The 15,625-nt window shown below is 36.9% G+C and carries 11 protein-coding genes; 8 read left to right on the top strand and 3 right to left on the bottom strand.

Going from position 1 to position 15,625, the window contains the following annotated elements; genetic code table 11:
- Positions 1 to 206: 206 nt before the first annotated feature.
- A complete protein-coding gene (locus HCX49_RS09810) occupies positions 207 to 1,145 on the top strand; it encodes a LysR family transcriptional regulator (protein ID WP_311732290.1) in 939 nt (312 codons plus the stop codon).
- 15 nt (positions 1,146 to 1,160) lie between these two features.
- Complete coding sequence (locus HCX49_RS09805) at positions 1,161 to 2,144, top strand: Gfo/Idh/MocA family protein (protein WP_168126930.1); 984 nt, start codon at positions 1,161 to 1,163, stop codon at positions 2,142 to 2,144.
- Between the two features lie 94 nt (positions 2,145 to 2,238).
- Here the strand turns inward: HCX49_RS09805 and HCX49_RS09800 are convergent, their stop codons facing one another.
- Together HCX49_RS09800 and HCX49_RS09795 are read right to left on the bottom strand one after the other, a co-directional pair.
- A complete protein-coding gene (locus tag HCX49_RS09800; RefSeq protein WP_132842363.1) occupies positions 2,239 to 2,556 on the bottom strand; it encodes a hypothetical protein in 318 nt (105 codons plus the stop codon).
- A 193-nt stretch (positions 2,557 to 2,749) separates the two neighbouring features.
- On the bottom strand, positions 2,750 to 3,304 hold the full coding sequence (locus HCX49_RS09795) for a hypothetical protein (RefSeq protein ID WP_168126929.1): 555 nt from the start codon (positions 3,302 to 3,304) through the stop codon (positions 2,750 to 2,752).
- Positions 3,305 to 3,827: 523 nt separating this feature from the next.
- On the opposite strand from HCX49_RS09795, the gene HCX49_RS09790 reads away from it, so the two are divergent.
- On the top strand, positions 3,828 to 7,127 hold the full coding sequence (locus tag HCX49_RS09790; RefSeq protein WP_168126928.1) for a SusC/RagA family TonB-linked outer membrane protein: 3,300 nt from the start codon (positions 3,828 to 3,830) through the stop codon (positions 7,125 to 7,127).
- Positions 7,128 to 7,140: 13 nt separating this feature from the next.
- On the top strand, positions 7,141 to 8,733 hold the full coding sequence (locus HCX49_RS09785) for a RagB/SusD family nutrient uptake outer membrane protein (protein WP_132773801.1): 1,593 nt from the start codon (positions 7,141 to 7,143) through the stop codon (positions 8,731 to 8,733).
- Positions 8,734 to 8,836: 103 nt separating this feature from the next.
- On the opposite strand, the gene HCX49_RS09780 is transcribed toward HCX49_RS09785, so the two are convergent.
- The gene (locus HCX49_RS09780; RefSeq protein WP_132773803.1) at positions 8,837 to 9,580 is read right to left on the bottom strand and encodes a DUF1080 domain-containing protein; all 744 of its coding nucleotides are present in this window, start codon (positions 9,578 to 9,580) and stop codon (positions 8,837 to 8,839) included.
- Positions 9,581 to 9,866: 286 nt separating this feature from the next.
- On the opposite strand from HCX49_RS09780, the gene ligD reads away from it, so the two are divergent.
- The 4 genes from ligD (at position 9,867) to HCX49_RS09760 (ending at position 15,486) form a co-directional block, all read left to right on the top strand.
- Positions 9,867 to 12,338, top strand: coding sequence for a DNA ligase D (gene ligD, locus HCX49_RS09775; RefSeq protein ID WP_168126927.1), 2,472 nt, complete (start codon positions 9,867 to 9,869; stop codon positions 12,336 to 12,338).
- A gap of 433 nt (positions 12,339 to 12,771) precedes the next feature.
- Entirely contained in the window at positions 12,772 to 13,278 is a 507-nt protein-coding gene (locus HCX49_RS09770; protein WP_168126926.1) for an RNA polymerase sigma factor, read from the top strand.
- A gap of 185 nt (positions 13,279 to 13,463) precedes the next feature.
- Positions 13,464 to 14,453, top strand: coding sequence for an aldo/keto reductase (locus tag HCX49_RS09765; protein WP_168126925.1), 990 nt, complete (start codon positions 13,464 to 13,466; stop codon positions 14,451 to 14,453).
- Between the two features lie 73 nt (positions 14,454 to 14,526).
- Positions 14,527 to 15,486, top strand: coding sequence for a YihY/virulence factor BrkB family protein (locus HCX49_RS09760; RefSeq protein ID WP_168126924.1), 960 nt, complete (start codon positions 14,527 to 14,529; stop codon positions 15,484 to 15,486).
- The last annotated feature ends 139 nt before the right edge of the window (positions 15,487 to 15,625 follow it).

The raw sequence follows: 15,625 nt of genomic DNA, 5'->3' as shown, positions 1-15,625 counted from the left end.
AATTAAGTATTATATTTATGATACTTGTATTTTCACATCATACCGTACATGATTTACCAAACTTAATATAGACGATTATATAGGAATTAGGAGGGTGAGCATTAATGAACCTTGTTAATATTCTGAAAAATGACGGTTTATGTTCTAGTGAAAATGACCGATACTAGCATTTATAATCTTTTTATTATTATAGACGTATTATTTTTATGATACTTTTAGTATTTTTAAATCATATTTTTGATAATATGGTTAATTTGGAATGGTACCGCACTTTTAAAGCGATCTATAAGACAGGAACATTAACAGGTGCTGCGGAAATCTTATTTATTTCACAGCCGGGTGTTAGTTTGCATTTAAGTTCATTAGAAACCTATGTTGGTAATAAGTTGTTTGACCGTACAGGTCGAAAAATGATCCCAACAGAACATGGAAAAGTATTATATAATGCGTTGGTCGAGCCCTTAACAAAACTCGAGGAGGTGGAGAAAAACTTTCAGCGCTCAACAGAGAAACATATCCCGACAATAAGTGTAGGCATGTGTTTTGAAACTTTTCAGATTACTTTGGAACAATATGTCTCGACACTGCCTTTTAATCTGATTATCAGTTTCGGCGAGTATCCCGAAATGCTTGATCAGCTGGACAAAGGTATTCTAGATTTGATCATCACCCCTAAAAAGGGGGTGTCGGCCAATATTGAGCATGAACCGTTTTCATATGAAAAAATAGTACTTGTAGGGGGTAAAGAGGTCGATATTGACGCTTTTAAAGAAGTCCTGAAAACAAAAAATAAGGGTTTTATTGAAGATTGGCTGAAACAGCAGAAGTGGTACGGTACAACTGGCGATATGGAACATCTTTTTAATTTTTGGAACTTAAATTTTGGTAAAAAACCAGATTTTAGACCTAATTATATTGTCCCCAATCTGAATTCTATCGTACGCTGTTTAAGTGCAGGTGGAGGTCTGGCTGTTGTGCCTGATTTTTTATGTAATACTGAGATTGATAACGGGCAGATCCAACTGGTGTGGGAAGGAGATAAAAAACTCAAAAATACGTTATATTTTGGTTGTCGAAAAAAGACACTCCATCAGGAAGAAATTGATCATATTAAAACATTGTTTAGAAAAGTAATGGCCCGATAATTTTAAGCGTATTTTATGGAAACTACTAAGATAAAATGGGGAATAATAGGCTGTGGTGATGTAACGGAAAAAAAGAGCGGACCTGCTTTTAATAAAGTACCGGGTAGTGAGCTGCTTGCTGTTATGCGTAGAGATGCTGAGAAAGCTGCTGATTATGCGCATAGGCATGGAGTTCCTTTTTGGTATGCTGATGTTGACGGAATACTAAACAATCCCGAAATTAATGCCATTTATATTGCAACTCCTCCATCTTCGCATCTGGAATACGCACTTTTAGCATTGAAGCACGGAAAGTATGTTTATGTTGAAAAGCCTGTGGCACTTAACGCCAGTGAAGTGTCGATTTTGGCAAATGCTGTTCAGAAATATCAAGGTAAATTGGTGGTTGCTCATTATCGCAGACAGCTTCCGCTATTTTTAAAAATTAAAGAAATGATCAATAATGGTCTTATTGGTAATGTCCGGATGGTGGAGTTGCGTCTTTGGCAGAGCCGTTCTCCGGCTTTAGTCACTAAGGGAGCTGCTGATTGGCGGACAGATCCTGCGATATCTGGTGGTGGTTATTTCTTTGATCTTGCACCACATCAATTGGATCTGATGATCTATTTTTTTGGCACGCCTTTGTCTTATCATGGTTTTAGCCTAATTCAATCTACGGATAGTGCTGTTGCTGATCAAACAAGAGGCACAATTGTTTTTGATAACACGATCGTTTTTAATGGAAGCTGGTCTTTTAATGTAGCATCGTCGGATAACGTGGATTGCTGCGAAATAGTTGGAGAAACGGGGAGCTTAACATTTTCAATTTTTAGTAATAAAGTTGTTTTGAAAAATGAAAGTGGAGAGGAGGAATTTTCATTTGATCATCCCGAAAATATACAGCTACCAATGATTGCAAGTACAGTTAATTTCTTTAAGGATATGGGAGCTAATCCAAGTTCCATTGAAGAAGCGGTAACGTTAATGCAGATTATTGATGCTTTTGCTACTGTGGAATAATGAGGGTATTGATTTAAAAAATAAGGGTTGTTCAATTATTGAACAACCCTTATTTTTTAATGTTTTTGTCTATTACAAAATAGACTGACATACTTTAAGCGACCTCTAGTGTTGCTTGAATTGTCTTCGTAATCGCATCCAATAATACTTCCTTATATGCCATGAAATGGATCTGACGATCTACTTCTTCAGATACTTTTAAAGCTGTCTTAGCTGTCTTTACAGCTTGCAGTTCATTTAAATAAAGATCGTTAAATGTTGCGGTATCTTTATTTTTTAGTATTCTTATCGTGTGTGAATATTGTTCAAATATATCCGTGATGACAGCTAAATTTGCACTATCAAAATGTTGAAGTTCATTTGTTTTTTCAGAAAGCTTCTCAAGCTTTTTTCTTTCTTTTGCGTAACCCATAATCCTGCGAAGTTACAGATTTTTCTACAGCTATTTGCAAATGATGTGGAATACTCTTAAGAGATGTCAGAGTGCTATGCTTTCAGTAAATCTTTACATATCTAAAGATTAGTCGTAATCTGAGGAAATTAAAAAGGTTTCAAATCTGATTAGCGACGCTTTTTGATTGAATGAAAGTTAATTTCATAACTGGTTACCATGTTTGAGGTCGTAAGGTTCTAGCAACCAAATACGGTTTATGTTTTGCAAGTTTTGCATGAAATGCGGCCAACCCATAGAGCAATCCACTTATACATACGCTTGTACCATCTTGTGCATAGAGACGTATTTCATGCCGGGTTTTGTCAAATTCTGCATCTTTGATTTCATCCCAATTGATTGTTTTAGCTTTTCCCCAAGCATTGATCACAGATATTTTATTTTCACCTATGTATACTTTATGATTGTGGTAATAATTTGTTATATAAAGGAATCCGTAAAATAAGCTAGCCATGAGAAGCGCTGAAAATAAAATTAAGAGCCAGGAGCTATCTTGTCCCATATCCCAATTGAAATAATAGCCTAAGCCTATAAAAAATACAAATATTAAACCTATGCAATAACCTAGTATGGCAAAGAGAATATGGTTTTTAAGTATTTTGACGCCATGCTGTGTATTTTCAAATGAATTTTCTTTTTTTCGTGCGCGAGCAAATGTCCAAATAGTGATGGATGGTAAAATCAGTGAAATAAGAATATCAGCTAACATAGTTTAATGATTTTTTTTATTTTAAAAGGACTTTTCAAAAAGATTGATGCGAATTTAACTTTCATTTTTGATGTTTCACAAAAAAACTATAATATGTTTTGTTATGCTGTTTTTCACAATTTAATTGACACGGACAGTACATCGTTTTACAACAAAGGAACGGTGACCAAAGTAAAGTATTTGTTAACTTTAGTGTTACAATAGCCTCTCCATCCATTTTTTTATCAGTTTAGCATGACTGTACTGAAAACCCTTGATTTTTCAAATTCAACTTGATATGCAAGTAAGGGTAATCTAGCATAATAAGGTCATTTTCTACTATTTAGCTCTTTATAATGAAGGGTCTTGTGTTGCGATTATTGCAATGAATATGGATTTTTGATTGCTGTTTTGCTAATGAATGTTAGTTAAATTTTAAATTGTTTTCGCAATTAATGGTTTTTATTAAAAATATTTTATTTATTTGTTTCTGCGTGTTCACTTGGAATCATGCACACTAACATACATTAACGAACTAAATTAAATGAAAAATTCTAAACTATTTCATGTTTTAGCCTTTTCTATGGTATTTGGATTTGGTGGTCTCAACCAATCGATCGCCAGTACGCTGTCTGAATATCAAAGCAACCAAGTTAAGATTTCTGGAGTTGTTAAAGATGCGACTGGTCCGATCTCAGGAGCATCTATTGCTGTAAAGGGCACATCGATCGCCACTTTTACGGATGCTTCAGGTCGATTTACTTTAGCGACTATTCCTGCAGGATCAAAAATTGTGATCAGCTATGTTGGCTATGCATCTAAAGAAATTGAATGGAAAGGGGAAAGTACCTTGAATGTGCAACTGGAGTCTACATCAAATGATCTGGATGAAGTTGTTGTGGTTGCTTACGGTACCGCTAAAAAATCAACCTTTACAGGATCTGCCTCGGTGGTGAAATCGGATCAGCTGGAGAAAATATCAGGATCGGGATTTGCAGAGGCATTGCAGGGGATGAGCCCAGGTGTTAATGTGGTGAATAATGAAGGTAACCCGGGCGGTGACACCCGTATTCAAATTCGTGGTATAAGTTCTATGTCGGGTAATTCTAATCCGCTATATGTGGTGGATGGCATGCCTTATGATGGACAACTGAATTCAATATCGCCTTCGGATATTGAATCGGTTACAGTATTGAAAGATGCTGCAGCATCATCATTGTACGGTTCGCGCGCAGCAAATGGTGTGGTCGTGGTGACAACTAAAAAGGGGAAAACAGCTAAACCGCAATTGAATTTTAGATCGGCATGGGGTACTTCGGACAATGCAGTCAAAAATCCGACAAAAGCTTCTCCGCAGGAACAATTACTGAATACTTGGGAAGCCATGTACAATGATCAGTTCTATAAATATAACTTAACATCGGACAAGGCCGGAGATTGGGCTTCGGACAATGTCTTGAGTAAACTGCTTAAGCAGGTGACCAATTCGAAAGGTGAACCTACATATGTTTCTCCTTTTCAGCATATCAATGAAGACTATGTGTTGCATGATGGTAAGGGTAATCCCTATATCAATCCAAACTTGAAAATGATCTGGAATGAAGAAGATTATGATGTGTATAAGGCTGTTTTTTCTAGAAAACTAAGACAGGATTATGGCATGGATGTGTCGGGAACTGCTGGTGATGGAAAGACAAACTATTTCCTTTCATCTTCGTACCTAGATGATAAAGGATATGCTTCCAATCAGTACTTTAAGCGTTATGGCTTCCGTGCGAATGTGACGACTCAAATCAACAAATGGTTACAGGTGGGTGGAAATGTTTCTTACAGTGGGTCTAGACAGAATGTTTCTGGTGCAGCACGTGCTTTAGTGTTTACGACATCGATGTATTCACCTTATTTACGTAATCGCGATAATACAGATTGGGTTTACTCCGAAAAAACAGGTAAACGCATGTACGATTATGGCGATTATGTTAATAATTTCTTTGGAGCCAATGTGTTACAGAATAATGGTGATTATTGGAATAATGACAATGATGAAGATTTTAATAATTTTATGCGTACGATGATGGCATCCCGTTTCTTTGCTCAGGTTACCTTGCCTTATAACTTGAGTTTCAAAACGAGCCTCAGTATTGACGATAACAGTTCTAAAAACTTTTTGTACGGATCTGCAGTTCATGGAGCAGGACAGCTCGCTCCTTATGGTGTAACGGTGCTTACTAATGGTGGAAATGCGACTCGCTCGAATACGAACACTAAATCAGTGACGTTTAACAATATCTTAAGCTGGAATCAGGATTTTGGTAATCATAATTTTTCTGCATTGGCCGGTCAGGAATCGTATACCAACAACAGTCTTTACGACTATGGTTATGGTGAAGGCATTATGCAATTGGGGCAATATGAACTAAGTTCGACAACAAAGAATTGGCAGGTTCAATCTAACAAAGATCGTTTTGCTCTACTATCTTACTTCGGAAAGTTAGATTACAATTATAGCGGTAAATACTATTTATCAGGTTCATTCCGTCGTGATGGATCTTCCCGTTTTCATCCGGATAACCGCTGGGGGAATTTCTTTTCCGCAGGACTTTCCTGGCAGATTGCTAAGGAAGATTTCTTAAAGGATGTGAGCTGGTTAGATAACTTATCCTTCCGCTCCAGTTATGGTACTACCGGTAATGATAAGTTAAGCCGTAGAGGAGATAATGGCGTTGGAGGTGGTGATATTTACTATGCCTATCAGGGTGTATATGAAGCAAGCGATCTATATGGTCAAGCGGGTTTAAAACCATCTGCATTTCCTACGCCTGCTTTGATCTGGGAGAAGAACAAGCAATTTAATGCTGCATTTGATTTTGGTATTCTGAAAAACATCTACGGTACCATTGAGTATTACTCCCGTACTGCTTCTGATTTGCTTTACTACAAAGAGTTTCCACTTTCTGCACAGGTCGGTAATGCGAATGGTTTGAATACAAACTTAGGTGATTTGAAAAATTCGGGTTTTGAATTCTCATTGGGTGCTGATGCGATCCGTAATGAAAACTTTAGATGGAAAATTGATGCGAATCTTTCGACGTTGAAGAATGAGATCACTTATTTGCCAGGAGGTGAATTTACGTACAACAACCGTGGTGCTGGTTATAAACTTTCGGAGGGATATTCCTTGTATGAATTTTATATGGTGAAAAATGCAGGTGTTAATCCTGAAACAGGAAACATGCGTTACTGGATACGTGATGGTGAAAACTGGAAAATGACGGAAAACTATGATAAGGATGTCACTTCGAATGATTATCAACGTATAGGGTCTGCTCTTCCTAAAGTGTATGGTTCTTTGACCAATGCGTTTAATTATAAAGGGTTGGATATGTCCTTCATGTTGTACTATTCGCTAGGTTCTAAAATGTTTGATTATGCTTATGTGGAGCGTACAGCAGTACGTGGTGGTGTTGGTGTAATCCAGGATCTAATAGAAGACCATTGGCGCAAACCTGGTGATCAGGCTTTATTACCTAAATTTTCGAATGATGACTATGCGAGTACCCGTAAAAATTCTGATTTCTATGTGTTTGATAACGATTACTTAAGACTTCGAAATGTTTCTCTAGGTTATACGCTGCCGACAGCTACAATGGCGAGACTGGGGCTGTCTAAAGTGCGTCTGTATGTTTCTGGAGACAACTTATTAACGTTTGGGTCGGCTAAGAATCGCTATTCTGATCCGGAGACGGCTTTATCTGGTAATAATTATAATGGTTCTGCAGATAAAGATAACGGAATCCAAGGTTCAAGAAGAGTGTATATGGCTGGTTTACAAGTGTCATTTTAAGAAAGAATAGAAAATGAAAAATATCGTTAAAAGTTTACAATATATTGCATTAGGAACTGTTGTTTTAATGCAAACAAGCTGTAAGGATTTCCTTGATGCTAATTCTTCAACAGCGACTTCAGAGAATGTTGTTTTATCAAGTGCTTCTCAATTGGAGCGTGTATTGACTGCTACTTATAGACAATTGTATTTCAATGATCAAGGAATGGATCGGGTATATGCTGGTTTACCCGGTTTGCAGATGTATGTTGATTTAGGGGGTGCTGATATTGTGAGTCACACCAATATGGGAGGCAATCAGGTAACAGCATATACTTATGAACCGCAAAAAACACAGACGACAGGTTTATCTAATGGAATTTGGACGATGATGTATAAAATCATCAATCAAACAAATATCATTATTGAAGCGTTGCCTGCCGCGCAGGGGGAAGAGACATTAAAAAACCAGATTATGGGTCAGGCAAAAGCGATTCGTGGTCTTTGCTATTTCCATCTGATTCAAAATTATCAGCAAACTTATATGTTGGCTAAGCAGAAACCAGGTGTTATTTTGCGTTTGAGTCCTAAGGAAAGTGAAAATTTACCTCGAGCTACTGTAGAACAGACTTATGCGCAAATCGTCAAAGATTTGACGGATGCAAAATCGTTATTAGCTAATTATACACAGCCTAATAAATGGACCATTGATAAGTATGTGGTTTCTGGTCAGTTGGCACGTGTGTATTCGGTGATGAACAATTGGCAAGGTGCTTATCAAGAGGCGAAAACTGCTTATACAAATTATAGTCAATTGATGACCAAGACACAGTATCAGTCTGGATTTGATGATGTGATTACAAACAACTATGCTGAGGTGATGTGGGCAGTTCCATTTACAACGACTAATAACCTAGGTGGAGGAACACAATTTAACTTCTGGTATAACCAGGATGAAAGCTATGGCGAGGGTTATACGGATGGGCCTATTTACTCATTTTTGGATTTCTTTGCTGATGGTCAATATGAAAAACTGTTTGAAAAAACGGAAGATCGTTACCAATTTTGGAAACGTACTAAAAATGCTTCTAAAGAATGGTCGACAAAATGGGCGTATAATAAGTACAAACATTATGGTGATGCAAATGGTGCTAAACAGGGAAATACGAGACCTGAGGTTTCTTTAATGCGTGGATCTGAGATGTTATTGATTATGGCTGAGGCTTCAGCTCAATTAAGTAATGGTGAGGGTTTGGGTTATTTAAATAGATTGCAAACGGCTCGTGGAGTTAAAGGCTTGACAGTTGCCGCTTCTGGAACTCCTTTGCTAGAGGCTATTTATGTGGAAAGACGCAAGGAACTGTTATGTGAGGGAGTTACTGGAATTTATGATTTATTGCGTTTGCAAAAACCACTTATCCGTATTCAGGAAACAGCAACTTATGTAGAGGGGCACTATACTTGGGGTGTGACGAACTTGAACGGTTATGTTGCAAGCAGTCCGGCACCAACGGGAACTTTTCCTTCTAATGACTACCGTATGCTCTGTCAAATACCACAATTGGAAATTGCCAATAATACGGCACTTTCAGAGGCTGATCAAAACCCTTATTCAGGAACAAACTAAGGTAGTCTGTATCCTGCAAAAAAAGTTTTACAGATACAAGCTATAAATATGAATGTAAAATGGCCGAGTGTAATTCACTCGGCCATTTTTATTCTTTTACTGATTAAAGACGTCTTATCCAGATATTGCGGAAGTCAACAAGATCGCCATGGTCTTGCAATACGATTGGTCCTGGACCGTGAACTAATGTTTTTGGTAATCCGATGTACTCCGTAGTTCCTTCGATCTGCGTATTGTATTGTACCACAACACCATTGTGTAAAACGGTTACGATGCCTTTTTTGATTAATACACCATCGGCATTAAATCGTGGAGCGGTATACAAGACGTCGTAAGTATGCCATTGTCCAGCTGGTTTGGTTGCTGTGACCAAGGGTGGCTGTTGTTTATAGATCGATCCTGCTTGTCCATTGACATAGGTTGGGTTATTATTGTTGTCTAAGACCTGTAATTCATATTGACCCTGCAAAAAGATACCGCTGTTTCCTCTTCCTTGTCCTTCACCTTTGATGACTTCCGGACTTTTCCATTCGACATGAAGCTGGAAATCTTCAAAGTTTTCTTTTGTCTGGATATTCCCTGTTTTTGGGGTGGACGTTAAAACGTTATTTTGTACTTTCCAGGGTGCCTGCTCTTTTACGTTATTGGAACTTACCCATTGATTAAGATTGGAGCCGTCAAAAAGAACGATCGCATCAGAAGGAGCTTTGTTCTCAGTAGTTGTCACCGTACGCAGTACTGGAGTATAAAACTCGGTATCCTGCGGTTGAAATTTCGTTTGGGCATAACTTAAAGAACCAATTAGGCTCATGCTGAGGACACAGCAAGATATATAAATTTTGTTCATTTTGTAATAGATTGATTTCACGTAAATATAAGTATTCAATGTTAAAATCTGACATGCTTTTATGTAAGACTATTGTGATTGAAGTTCAGAGTGATTGAAAATGATCATCGAAAAAGAGGGTATAACTCATGTTTTAAAGTCGGGACAAAAGGTTGTCCGCCAAAACTAACAAAATGATGCATTTAAGCGTTATAATTATAAAAGGAAACACTTTATCGTCACCTAGTTTTTCATTCAGTCATGATAGAGCCCTTCGAGGGTTTCATGTACATCAATAACTAAAAACATGGATACACTAAAGCAATATCACGAAAAACGTAATTTTAAAAGTACAGAAGAGCCTAAAGGTAAGTTAAAGATTAAACGTGATAAAAAATTGCGCTTTGTTGTACAAAGACATCATGCCAGCAGATTGCATTATGATTTTAGATTGGAAGTTGCCGGTGTACTAAAAAGTTGGGCTGTACCAAAGGGACCATCATTGTTTCCTGCCGATAAGCGATTGGCTGTTCAAGTTGAAGATCATCCCGTCGATTACGCAAATTTTGAAGGGACAATTCCGGAAGGTAATTATGGTGCTGGTACCGTAAGTGTTTTTGATAAAGGGTATTATGAGTCTTTAAATGGACAAGATGAAGATAGTTTTTTAAGTAATTTAGCGGATGGGTCTATTAAGTTTGTCCTACATGGAGATAAGCTCAAAGGAGAATTTGCTCTTGTCAGAATAAAAGGTGATCAAGAAGGTAAGTCGTGGTTACTCATTAAACATAAAGATGAATATGCAACCGAAGTATCCTATAATGCTGAAGATGCAGTTCCTGAAAAAATAAAAAAAGAAGGATTAGAATATAAAAAAGTAGGAGCAAAGAAGAAGTCAAAACGAATAGCTAAGCCATCGAATAATAGTGAACCAGAGCTGACTCAGCTGTCGCCAATGTTGGCCAAGCTAACCGATGCTATGCCCGAAGGGAATGATTGGTTATTTGAAAAGAAATTTGATGGTTTTCGCATTATTGCTGTAAAAGAGGATGAACATATTTTTCTTTATTCCCGAAATGGAAAAAATATGAATAAACTATTTCCTTCCATTGTGAAGGAGCTAATGGCTTTAAATAGGAATGTTTGGTTAGATGGGGAAGTGGTGATAGAAGATCGCACAGGTAAATCGTATTTTCAGATGTTGGCAACCGGCGAACCATTGGGTAGTTCCTATCAACTGCATTATTATATCTTTGATATTTTGAATTTGGATGAAAATGACTTAAGTCAATACCCTTTATCTGAGCGAAAAGAACTATTGACTTTGTTTTTTAAAGGATTCAAAGGTCAAATGATTGAGTTGGTTACCTCACTAAAAGGGACGCCTATGTCCATTTATCGTCAAGCGGAACGAAAGGGATGGGAAGGAGTCATTGCCAAAGATCTTACCAGTCTTTATCATGCTGGAAAACGAAGCAATCAATGGCTTAAGATTAAAATTCGTCAAAGCCAGGAAGCTGTTATTTGCGGTTTTACAAAACCGCAGGGAAACCGTTCTTCTTTTGGAGCTCTCGTTTTGGGGTGCTATGACAATTTGGAGTTAACCTATCTAGGTAACTGTGGTACTGGATTTAGTGATGAGTTGTTGGAAATATTAATGGATAAATTGAAAAGGCGTATAATAAGCAAGAAGCCGTTTCCTCAAGTATCTATTGCGAAGGAAAAAGAAGTGACTTGGGTGAAGCCGGATCTCGTCTGCGAAGTTTATTATTCAGAGTGGACAATGGACCATCATTTACGTCACCCTGTTTTCAAGGGATTACGTACAGATAAAAAAGTTAAGGAGATCGTCATGGAAGAGGTCAGAAATGAAAGGGTAAAAGAGAAGATAATTTCTATAAACCGCCATAGTGTAAAACTAACTAATCTTGATAAAATATATTGGCCAGATGAAGGATATGTGAAAGGTGAAATGCTTGAATATTATGAACAATATGGTGATTTACTATTGCCTTACTTAAAAGATAAGCCAATTTCACTTCATCGTTTTCCTAATGGAATAGGAGCTGATAGTTTTTTTCAAAAGGATGTCGATTTAAAACAAATTCCAGATTGGGTAAAGACCGTGCCCATATATGCTGAAAGTACGGATAAAAATATCGATTATATGGTGTGCAATAATAGAGCAACCTTATTATATATTGCGAATCTAGGGTCTATTGAAATAAATCCTTGGCTATCTACATATAAAAAGGTGGAAAATCCGGATTTTGCTGTATTGGATCTTGATCCAAATGGAGCAGATTTTGATTCGGTCATTGAAATAGCGCAGACCGCTCATCGAATTTTTCAACAAGTTGGAGTTGCAGATTATATTAAAACATCTGGTTCGACAGGATTACATATCTACTTGTATGTCAAACAACGGTATACTTATGAGGTTGTACGCGATTTTATCCAGCTCATCGGAGAAATGATTCATGAGGAGCATCCTGATACAACAAGCCTTATCCGGGATCCTAAGAAAAGAAAGGGTTTAATCTATCTTGATTTTTTACAAAATAGAAGAGGACAGACCATCGCAGCTCCATATTCTATACGTCCTAAACCTGGTGCTACTATCAGCACGCCTTTACATTGGGAGGAAGTAAAGAAAGGTTTGGACATCAGGCAATTTAATTTAAAAACTATAACGGAGCGATTGAAGAAAGTGGAGGATCCATGGAAAACCTTTTTCGACACACCTAGTAATATTAAAGAAGCTTTAGCAAACTTATAACAATTGTCAAAGCGCGAACACTTAATTGATGTTTTGAATATTTTCAGATTTATAAATACCAATTTTTGTCTTACTTTTAGTAAATTGTATAGAGAAGTAGACGATTTATTTGTTGAATAGCAATACCATAAAGAAATTTAACCATTTATGTGAAAAATTATGATCTTTCATTGGGGTTAAATACCCGCTCTTGCGTATAAATTCAATGGTTGAATACACATTTCTAATTGTTTGAAAATAGTGTTGATGATTTAACTTGTGGTTTAGGGGGTATTAATACTCTTTTTTTTGAAAAAATATTAAAGGATATAGCACAGCGATTGCTTTAATGTTATCAACAATGCATGAATATTAAAATGATCCATGCTAGATAAAATTAGATTAAGTGTTAACAAAAGATGTGCGCAAGTACAGCAATAAAAAACTATCCTTTATGACAAAGACAGAATTTAACACCCAAGTGATCGAGCAAACAAATGAGCTCAAAGTTTTTGCAAAGCGTTTTACAAATGATTATGACGAGGTCAATGATCTTTTGCAAGATACCATGTTAAAAGCAGTAAGCTATTTCCGTAATTTTCAAGAAGGATCTAATTTAAAAGCATGGCTTTATACCATCATGCGCAATACTTTTATTAATAATTATAGACGTACAACTAAAAGTCGTTCTTTTATTACAACAGAAGAAGAGATCAGTACTTCGCATTTGCAATATTCTTCGGTAAGAAATGGTGGAGAAGATAAATTTGTGATGGAAGATATTCAGAAAGCATTGGGAGAATTGGATGAAGGGTTCTACATACCTTTTACTATGCTGTACGAAGGATATAAATATAATGAAATTGCTGAACATCTTAACCTTCCTATTGGTACAGTGAAAACTCGTATCCATATTGCAAGAAAAAGACTAAAGGGAACTTTATCAACATATAAAAATTAAATAGGATTAATTTCCATTTTGTGAAAAGAAGGGCATTCCTTGGGTTTAGACCTTAGGAAGCCCTTCTTTTTTTGTTTTCAACTTTCCTGTTTGTATTTCTTATAATGGTATTTTCCTATTCCATAAAAGGAACATTTTTATGGATTTTGGGTTATTATATAGGAAGCAGGATATAAAAATTGTATATGAAGAATTTATTTAATGAAAAACATCGCTTGGGCTTAGGTGGCGTGGCTATAGGAACTGGTTTTGAAGTATTATCAGATAAGCAGTCATATGATATACTGCAAAAGGCATGGGATCTGGGTATTCGATACTATGATACGTCTCCCTGGTATGGTCTAACAAAAAGTGAAGCGCGATTTGGAGAATTTTTAAAAGATCAAGATCGGTCTGACTATATCCTCTCTTCAAAAATTGGTCGATTATTTGATCCAGTGATACCCGAAGCTGTTCCGCCTACCATGTGGAAGGCACCATTTCCATTTGATTTCGAACATGACTATACTGCAGATGGAACTAAGCGTTCGATTGATGATAGCTTACTGCGGATGGGCGTTGATCATCTGGATATTGTATTTGTACATGATCTGTCTGAAGATCAGGTTGGTGACCGCTATGACTATTACTTCAAACAAGCAGCAGATGGCGCATTTAAAGTATTATCGGACTACCGTGACCAAGGTATAATAAAAGGCTGGGGACTTGGTGTCAATAAAATTGAACCTATTTTGGACTGTCTTGCAGTAGCGGACCCTGATATCTGTCTGTCTGCCACTCAATATTCAATATTAGAACATGAAGATGCTGTCGACCGCCTTCTACCCGCTGTGCAAAAAAGTGGAGTAAAGCTCGTTTCTGGTGCTGGATATAATTCAGGATTTATTGCTGGGAGAAACCGATATAATTACAAATCTTTTATACCAAAGGGCATGATTGAAAAACGTGAGCGTATTGCACAAATAGGAGCTTCTCATGGTGTCGGAATTATCCCTATTGCCCTTCAATTTGTGCTTGCAAGTGAGGATTTCGTTTCAATCATACCTGGTGCAAGTACTACAGATCAAGTACGATCCAATGTTGAGGCTTTGAATACCGTAATTCCCCCTCAACTTTGGGCGGAATTAAAAAATGAAGGTTTAATTTATAACAATGCTCCTGTGCCACAAATTTAGTGTTACAGCGACATTGTGTTATAGATAAATTATAAAAAATGATTTCTAGGCGTTTAACAAAGTGATCAGGACTATGGAAAATAAAAAAAAAGGATTTATAAGTAAATACATAAACATATTTAAATCGACAGTATCGGGATTTATGAATGAAGATTGTCTTAAATACAGTGCCTCACTTTCGTATTACACTATATTTTCAATCGGTCCGATTCTCGTGCTTATGATTTCCCTTGCAGGGATCTTTTTTGGAGAGGATGCGATTCAAGGGAAAGTGTTTTCAGAAATGAGAGGTTTGGTTGGTCCAAGCGCCGCCAGACAAATTCAGGAAGTGATCAGCAATCTGAAACTATCAGGTAAATCAAATTTTGCATTGATTGCTAGTATTATCACCTTGGTAATTGGAGCTACGACTGTATTTGGAGATATTCAAAATTCCATTAATAGGATATGGCATGTTCGGGCAAAACCAAAACGAGGCTGGCTCAAGTTGATTACGGATCGATTGCTATCTTCCTCTCTAGTTGTTGGACTTGGATTTTTATTAATGGTCACATTGGTTGTCAATGGTATCATTCTAGCTTTTACAGATCGATTGCAGGTCTATTTCCCTGATATAACAGTTTTCTTTATGAATGCAGTTAATTTTGCATTAAGCTTTGGAATTATATTTATTTTATTCGGAATCATATTCAGAACATTGCCTGATGTTAAGATCGAGTGGAAGACTGTACGCACGGGAGCTCTTTTTACAGCCTTATTATTTATTATCGGTAGGTATGCCATTGGATTATATTTAGAATCTTCCGGAACTGAGTCAACCTATGGTGCTGCAGGTGCACTTGTATTAGTATTATTATGGGTATACTATACTGCTGCTATCTTGTATTTTGGTGCGGTCTACACACGTGAAAATGCCATTGCAAACGGTATACCGATTAAACCTGCTGACTATGCGGTTTATGTAGAAGAAAAGGAGCGTGAGCGTGTGGTGGAAGAAATTCCGGCCAAACCCGCTGATCAAGGTGTGTCTTAATATAATGTTGTCAGATGATTATCAGGATTTTATGCTGTTATTTCGATTTTCATGAATAGGAGGTGTATAAATTTTTTGATAATACTATTTCGAAAAGGTTAATATTAATGATAAGTTTGTTGTTATCATTGCTATTTTC

The organism is Sphingobacterium sp. B16(2022) (assembly GCF_012030425.1).
Taxonomy (GTDB): Bacteria; Bacteroidota; Bacteroidia; order Sphingobacteriales; family Sphingobacteriaceae; genus Sphingobacterium; species Sphingobacterium anhuiense.
The sequence above is the reverse complement of the archived record's forward strand: the minus strand, read 5'-3'. Positions and strand labels throughout refer to the sequence as shown.